This window comes from Acinetobacter sichuanensis (genome assembly GCF_003024515.2).
GTDB lineage: Bacteria > Pseudomonadota > Gammaproteobacteria > Pseudomonadales > Moraxellaceae > Acinetobacter > Acinetobacter sichuanensis.
Genome location: NZ_PYIX02000078.1, coordinates 1 through 5,775, shown reverse-complemented (window position 1 = coordinate 5,775; position 5,775 = coordinate 1). Strand labels below are relative to the sequence as shown.

7 protein-coding genes and 1 pseudogene are annotated in these 5,775 nt (G+C 59.1%); 5 read left to right on the top strand and 3 right to left on the bottom strand.

Going from position 1 to position 5,775, the window contains the following annotated elements:
- Window positions 1-129: 129 nt before the first annotated feature.
- On the bottom strand, window positions 130-1,143 hold the full coding sequence (gene intI1 / locus C9E89_RS21165) for a class 1 integron integrase IntI1 (protein WP_000845039.1): 1,014 nt from the start codon (window positions 1,141-1,143) through the stop codon (window positions 130-132).
- Between the two features lie 161 nt (window positions 1,144-1,304).
- Between intI1 and C9E89_RS21160 the strand changes: the two genes are divergently transcribed.
- From C9E89_RS21160 to C9E89_RS21135, 5 genes are all read left to right on the top strand, one after another.
- Window positions 1,305-1,859 (top strand): aminoglycoside N-acetyltransferase AAC(6')-IIa, encoded by a 555-nt coding sequence (locus C9E89_RS21160; RefSeq protein ID WP_023622803.1) that lies wholly within the window; start codon window positions 1,305-1,307, stop codon window positions 1,857-1,859.
- A 68-nt stretch (window positions 1,860-1,927) separates the two neighbouring features.
- On the top strand, window positions 1,928-2,401 hold the full coding sequence (gene dfrA1 / locus C9E89_RS21155) for a trimethoprim-resistant dihydrofolate reductase DfrA1 (RefSeq protein ID WP_092592735.1): 474 nt from the start codon (window positions 1,928-1,930) through the stop codon (window positions 2,399-2,401).
- A 191-nt stretch (window positions 2,402-2,592) separates the two neighbouring features.
- Window positions 2,593-2,940, top strand: coding sequence for a quaternary ammonium compound efflux SMR transporter QacE delta 1 (locus C9E89_RS21150; protein WP_000679427.1), 348 nt, complete (start codon window positions 2,593-2,595; stop codon window positions 2,938-2,940).
- Entirely contained in the window at window positions 2,934-3,773 is an 840-nt protein-coding gene (sul1, locus tag C9E89_RS21145; RefSeq protein WP_107010117.1) for a sulfonamide-resistant dihydropteroate synthase Sul1, read from the top strand. The genes C9E89_RS21150 and sul1 overlap by 7 nt, the downstream gene beginning before the upstream one ends.
- Before the next feature lie 127 nt (window positions 3,774-3,900).
- Entirely contained in the window at window positions 3,901-4,401 is a 501-nt protein-coding gene (locus C9E89_RS21135; RefSeq protein ID WP_000376623.1) for a GNAT family N-acetyltransferase, read from the top strand.
- On the opposite strand, the gene C9E89_RS21130 is transcribed toward C9E89_RS21135, so the two are convergent.
- Entirely contained in the window at window positions 4,370-5,362 is a 993-nt protein-coding gene (locus C9E89_RS21130; protein WP_001381192.1) for a TniB family NTP-binding protein, read from the bottom strand. The two genes, C9E89_RS21135 and C9E89_RS21130, sit on opposite strands and share 32 nt — an antisense overlap.
- 2 nt (window positions 5,363-5,364) lie before the next feature.
- Window positions 5,365-5,775: pseudogene (locus tag C9E89_RS21125) on the bottom strand (Mu transposase C-terminal domain-containing protein); the annotation flags it as partial.

Genomic DNA, 5,775 nt, shown 5'->3' with positions numbered 1-5,775 from the left:
TCAGGCAACGACGGGCTGCTGCCGGCCATCAGCGGACGCAGGGAGGACTTTCCGCAACCGGCCGTTCGATGCGGCACCGATGGCCTTCGCGCAGGGGTAGTGAATCCGCCAGGATTGACTTGCGCTGCCCTACCTCTCACTAGTGAGGGGCGGCAGCGCATCAAGCGGTGAGCGCACTCCGGCACCGCCAACTTTCAGCACATGCGTGTAAATCATCGTCGTAGAGACGTCGGAATGGCCGAGCAGATCCTGCACGGTTCGAATGTCGTAACCGCTGCGGAGCAAGGCCGTCGCGAACGAGTGGCGGAGGGTGTGCGGTGTGGCGGGCTTCGTGATGCCTGCTTGTTCTACGGCACGTTTGAAGGCGCGCTGAAAGGTCTGGTCATACATGTGATGGCGACGCACGACACCGCTCCGTGGATCGGTCGAATGCGTGTGCTGCGCAAAAACCCAGAACCACGGCCAGGAATGCCCGGCGCGCGGATACTTCCGCTCAAGGGCGTCGGGAAGCGCAACGCCGCTGCGGCCCTCGGCCTGGTCCTTCAGCCACCATGCCCGTGCACGCGACAGCTGCTCGCGCAGGCTGGGTGCCAAGCTCTCGGGTAACATCAAGGCCCGATCCTTGGAGCCCTTGCCCTCCCGCACGATGATCGTGCCGTGATCGAAATCCAGATCCTTGACCCGCAGTTGCAAACCCTCACTGATCCGCATGCCCGTTCCATACAGAAGCTGGGCGAACAAACGATGCTCGCCTTCCAGAAAACCGAGGATGCGAACCACTTCATCCGGGGTCAGCACCACCGGCAAGCGCCGCGACGGCCGAGGTCTTCCGATCTCCTGAAGCCAGGGCAGATCCGTGCACAGCACCTTGCCGTAGAAGAACAGCAAGGCCGCCAATGCCTGACGATGCGTGGAGACCGAAACCTTGCGCTCGTTCGCCAGCCAGGACAGAAATGCCTCGACTTCGCTGCTGCCCAAGGTTGCCGGGTGACGCACACCGTGGAAACGGATGAAGGCACGAACCCAGTGGACATAAGCCTGTTCGGTTGGTAAACTGTAATGCAAGTAGCGTATGCGCTCACGCAACTGGTCCAGAACCTTGACCGAACGCAGCGGTGGTAACGGCGCAGTGGCGGTTTTCATGGCTTGTTATGACTGTTTTTTTGTACAGTCTATGCCTCGGGCATCCAAGCAGCAAGCGCGTTACGCCGTGGGTCGATGTTTGATGTTATGGAGCAGCAACGATGTTACGCAGCAGGGCAGTCGCCCTAAAACAAAGTTAGGCAGCACAGAGCGACCATTTCATGTCCGCGAGCACCCCCCCCATAACTCTTCGCCTCATGACCGAGCGCGACCTGCCGATGCTCCATGATTGGCTCAACCGGCCGCACATCGTTGAGTGGTGGGGTGGTGACGAAGAGCGACCGACTCTTGATGAAGTGCTGGAACACTACCTGCCCAGAGCGATGGCGGAAGAGTCCGTAACACCGTACATCGCAATGCTGGGCGAGGAACCGATCGGCTATGCTCAGTCGTACGTCGCGCTCGGAAGCGGTGATGGCTGGTGGGAAGATGAAACTGATCCAGGAGTGCGAGGAATAGACCAGTCTCTGGCTGACCCGACACAGTTGAACAAAGGCCTAGGAACAAGGCTTGTCCGCGCTCTCGTTGAACTACTGTTCTCGGACCCCACCGTGACGAAGATTCAGACCGACCCGACTCCGAACAACCATCGAGCCATACGCTGCTATGAGAAGGCAGGATTCGTGCGGGAGAAGATCATCACCACGCCTGACGGGCCGGCGGTTTACATGGTTCAAACACGACAAGCCTTCGAGAGAAAGCGCGGTGTTGCCTAACAACTCATTCAAGCCGACGCCGCTTCGCGGCGCGGCTTAATTCAGGTGTTAACCTCTGAGGAAGAATTGTGAAACTATCACTAATGGTAGCTATATCGAAGAATGGAGTTATCGGGAATGGCCCTGATATTCCATGGAGTGCCAAAGGTGAACAGCTCCTGTTTAAAGCTATTACCTATAACCAATGGCTGTTGGTTGGACGCAAGACTTTTGAATCAATGGGAGCATTACCCAACCGAAAGTATGCGGTCGTAACACGTTCAAGTTTTACATCTGACAATGAGAACGTATTGATCTTTCCATCAATTAAAGATGCTTTAACCAACCTAAAGAAAATAACGGATCATGTCATTGTTTCAGGTGGTGGGGAGATATACAAAAGCCTGATCGATCAAGCAGATACACTACATATATCTACAATAGACATCGAGCCGGAAGGTGATGTTTACTTTCCTGAAATCCCCAGCAATTTTAGGCCAGTTTTTACCCAAGACTTCGCCTCTAACATAAATTATAGTTACCAAATCTGGCAAAAGGGTTAACAAGTGGCAGCAACGGATTCGCAAACCTGTCACGCCTTTTGTACCAAAAGCCGCGCCAGGTTTGCGATCCGCTGTGCCAGGCGTTAGATGCACTAAGCACATAATTGCTCACAGCCAAACTATCAGGTCAAGTCTGCTTTTATTATTTTTAAGCGTGCATAATAAGCCCTACACAAATTGGGAGATATATCATGAAAGGCTGGCTTTTTCTTGTTATCGCAATAGTTGGCGAAGTAATCGCAACATCCGCATTAAAATCTAGCGAGGGCTTTACTAAGCTTGCCCCTTCCGCCGTTGTCATAATCGGTTATGGCATCGCATTTTATTTTCTTTCTCTGGTTCTGAAATCCATCCCTGTCGGTGTTGCTTATGCAGTCTGGTCGGGACTCGGCGTCGTCATAATTACAGCCATTGCCTGGTTGCTTCATGGGCAAAAGCTTGATGCGTGGGGCTTTGTAGGTATGGGGCTCATAATTGCTGCCTTTTTGCTCGCCCGATCCCCATCGTGGAAGTCGCTGCGGAGGCCGACGCCATGGTGACGGTGTTCGGCATTCTGAATCTCACCGAGGACTCCTTCTTCGATGAGAGCCGGCGGCTAGACCCCGCCGGCGCTGTCACCGCGGCGATCGAAATGCTGCGAGTCGGATCAGACGTCGTGGATGTCGGACCGGCCGCCAGCCATCCGGACGCGAGGCCTGTATCGCCGGCCAATGAGATCAGACGTATTGCGCCGCTCTTAGACGCCCTGTCCGATCAGATGCACCGTGTTTCAATCGACAGCTTCCAACCGGAAACCCAGCGCTATGCGCTCAAGCGCGGCGTGGGCTACCTGAACGATATCCAAGGATTTCCTGACCCTGCGCTCTATCCCGATATTGCTGAGGCGGACTGCAGGCTGGTGGTTATGCACTCAGCGCAGCGGGATGGCATCGCCACCCGCACCGGTCACCTTCGACCCGAAGACGCGCTCGACGAGATTGTGCGGTTCTTCGAGGCGCGGGTTTCCGCCTTGCGACGGAGCGGGGTCGCTGCCGACCGGCTCATCCTCGATCCGGGGATGGGATTTTTCTTGAGCCCCGCACCGGAAACATCGCTGCACGTGCTGTCGAACCTTCAAAAGCTGAAGTCGGCGTTGGGGCTTCCGCTATTGGTCTCGGTGTCGCGGAAATCCTTCTTGGGCGCCACCGTTGGCCTTCCTGTAAAGGATCTGGGTCCAGCGAGCCTTGCGGCGGAACTTCACGCGATCGGCAATGGCGCTGACTACGTCCGCACCCACGCGCCTGGAGATCTGCGAAGCGCAATCACCTTCTCGGAAACCCTCGCGAAATTTCGCAGTCGCGACGCCAGAGACCGAGGGTTAGATCATGCCTAGCATTCACCTTCCGGCCGCCCGCTAGCGGACCCTGGTCAGGTTCCGCGAAGGTGGGCGCAGACATGCTGGGCTCGTCAGGATCAAACTGCACTATGAGGCGGCGGTTCATACCGCGCCAGGGGAGCGAATGGACAGCGAGGAGCCTCCGAACGTTCGGGTCGCCTGCTCGGGTGATATCGACGAGGTTGTGCGGCTGATGCACGACGCTGCGGCGTGGATGTCCGCCAAGGGAACGCCCGCCTGGGACGTCGCGCGGATCGACCGGACATTCGCGGAGACCTTCGTCCTGAGATCCGAGCTCCTAGTCGCGAGTTGCAGCGACGGCATCGTCGGCTGTTGCACCTTGTCGGCCGAGGATCCCGAGTTCTGGCCCGACGCCCTCAAGGGGGAGGCCGCATATCTGCACAAGCTCGCGGTGCGACGGACACATGCGGGCCGGGGTGTCAGCTCCGCGCTGATCGAGGCTTGCCGCCATGCCGCGCGAACGCAGGGGTGCGCCAAGCTGCGGCTCGACTGCCACCCGAACCTGCGTGGCCTATACGAGCGGCTCGGATTCACCCACGTCGACACTTTCAATCCCGGCTGGGATCCAACCTTCATCGCAGAACGCCTAGAACTCGAAATCTAACGTCCGTTCGGGCATCGAGGTCCATGTCGGGGTGGGACGGGCCCGTGGCTTCAAGATCACTTGCAGTCCGACCGCGATGTCTTGGTTGCGCGAGAGGTTGTCGACAGGCCATGCTGAGTGTGCGATGGTTGATCGCTTCCTCGCCGCTCTCCACGGCGACGATGGCCGCCGCCATCAGCAAGTGCGCCAGTTCCCCTATGGTGCCCTCGCTGCGTGTGAGCAGGTAGCGAGCCATGTCCAGCGTGGCAATTGGGGAAGGCCGGCGCAGCGGGAGCGAAGCGGCGAAGCTGGCCAGCAGTGAGCAGCAATCGTCGTTGGCCTCCCATACCGGCAGCATCATCGGCTCGAAGCGATTTTCCAACTGGTCATCGGAGCGGATGGCTAGGTAGGCGTCGCGCGTGCCTACCCCAACCAACGGGATGCGCAGTTCGTTGCCGAGGAAGCGCAGCAGGTTGAGGAATTCCCGGCGGTTGACGCTGTTGCCGGCCAGCACGTTGTGCAGCTCGTCGATCACCAGCATGCGCACGCCGACCTTGCGCAGCAGTGCCAGAGCCAGTTGCTCCATTTCCGGCAACCGTGGGCGTGGGCGCAGCGGCGCGCCCATCGCGGCGAGCAGCGCGACGTAGAAGCGGATCACGGACGGCTCGGACGGCATCTGCACGACCAACACCGGGATGTGCTCCTGGTCGGCGTCGGAGCTGGCCGGGTGGGTGCGGCGGAACTTCTCGACGATCATCGACTTGCCATTGTTGGTCGGGCCAACCAGCAGCAGGTTGGGCATGCGTTGCTTGTTTGGCCACGCATAAAGGGCTTCCAGCCGGTTCAGCGCCTCGACTGCGCGCGGATAGCCGATCCAGCGGTCGGCGCGAAGGCGCTGGATGCGCTCGTCCGCCGGAAGACGGGCCAAGCCCTGGGCCGCCGGCAGCAGGTGGGACAGGTCGATGATGGGATATTCGTCCACGGCTACCACTCCTCAATCTGGTCGAACGGTTTGGCGGGTGGCAAGTTGTCTGCCTGCGGGTCGGCAATATCCGTATCCGGCGGAACGGGCTTGTCCGGCCGAGCTGATGTCTTGAGGTGCTGGCGGCGATCCGCGTCACGCCGCGCCTTGCGTGTGGCCTTCTGCGCGCTGGTCACAATCTCACGCATCTGGCCGATCATGCGGAACAGCGCCGACTCATCCACCTGTTCGCGCCCTTGCTGCCGCAGTTTCGCCAGCGCCTGCCGTTGTTCCCAGAGGGTGACAGCCGGATGCGACAAGGTACGGTAGGGAATTTCCAGGTAATGCTGTCCCTCCGGTTCCAGGACCCAGATACGGCTGATGTCGCGCGGATCGCGCCGGATCAGAAAGGACGGCCAGCGTTCACGCCGCTG

Coding starts and splice junctions, on each gene's coding strand:
- C9E89_RS21160 (WP_023622803.1), top strand. CDS start 1,305: ATGTCCGCGAGCACCCCCCCCATAACTCTTCGCCTCATGACCGAGCGC.
- sul1 (WP_107010117.1), top strand. CDS start 2,934: ATGGTGACGGTGTTCGGCATTCTGAATCTCACCGAGGACTCCTTCTTC.
- C9E89_RS21150 (WP_000679427.1), top strand. CDS start 2,593: ATGAAAGGCTGGCTTTTTCTTGTTATCGCAATAGTTGGCGAAGTAATC.
- C9E89_RS21135 (WP_000376623.1), top strand. CDS start 3,901: ATGGACAGCGAGGAGCCTCCGAACGTTCGGGTCGCCTGCTCGGGTGAT.
- intI1 (WP_000845039.1), bottom strand. CDS start 1,143: ATGAAAACCGCCACTGCGCCGTTACCACCGCTGCGTTCGGTCAAGGTT.